The organism is Chromobacterium sp. FG22 (genome assembly GCF_057809415.1).
Genome location: NZ_JBMDJX010000089.1, coordinates 1 through 372 on the forward strand (window position 1 = coordinate 1; position 372 = coordinate 372).

The 372-nt window shown below is 70.7% G+C and carries 1 protein-coding gene; it reads left to right on the forward strand.

Features of this window, described 5'->3' with window-relative positions:
* Positions 1–372: phosphopantetheine-binding protein (locus ACODSD_RS24805; RefSeq protein WP_488878614.1), on the forward strand; the 372-nt coding region annotated here is incomplete at both ends.

Below are 372 nucleotides of genomic sequence, written 5' to 3' on the forward strand. Positions count from 1 at the left end.
TGGGCGGCGACTCCATCCTGAGCATACAGATGGCGTCGCGGGCGGCGGAGCGGGGTTTGCGCATCAGCCCGCAGCAGGTGTTCCGCTATCCGACCATTGCCGAGCTGGCGGCGGAAAGCGGCGCGGCGGAAGAAGCCGGCGCGCCGGCGGAGCAGGGCGAGGTGAGGGGCGAAGTGAGGCCCGGCCCGATCCAGGCCTGGTATCTGGATTGGCCGGGCACGGATTGGCAACAGTTCAGCCAGGGAGCTTATCTGGGCCTGAGCGGCCCGCTCGACGCCGAAGCGCTGATCGGCGCGCTGCAGGCGGTGGCGCAGCGGCACGACGCGCTGCGGATAGGCTGGCGGCGGGACGGCGAGCGCTGGATTCAGGAAA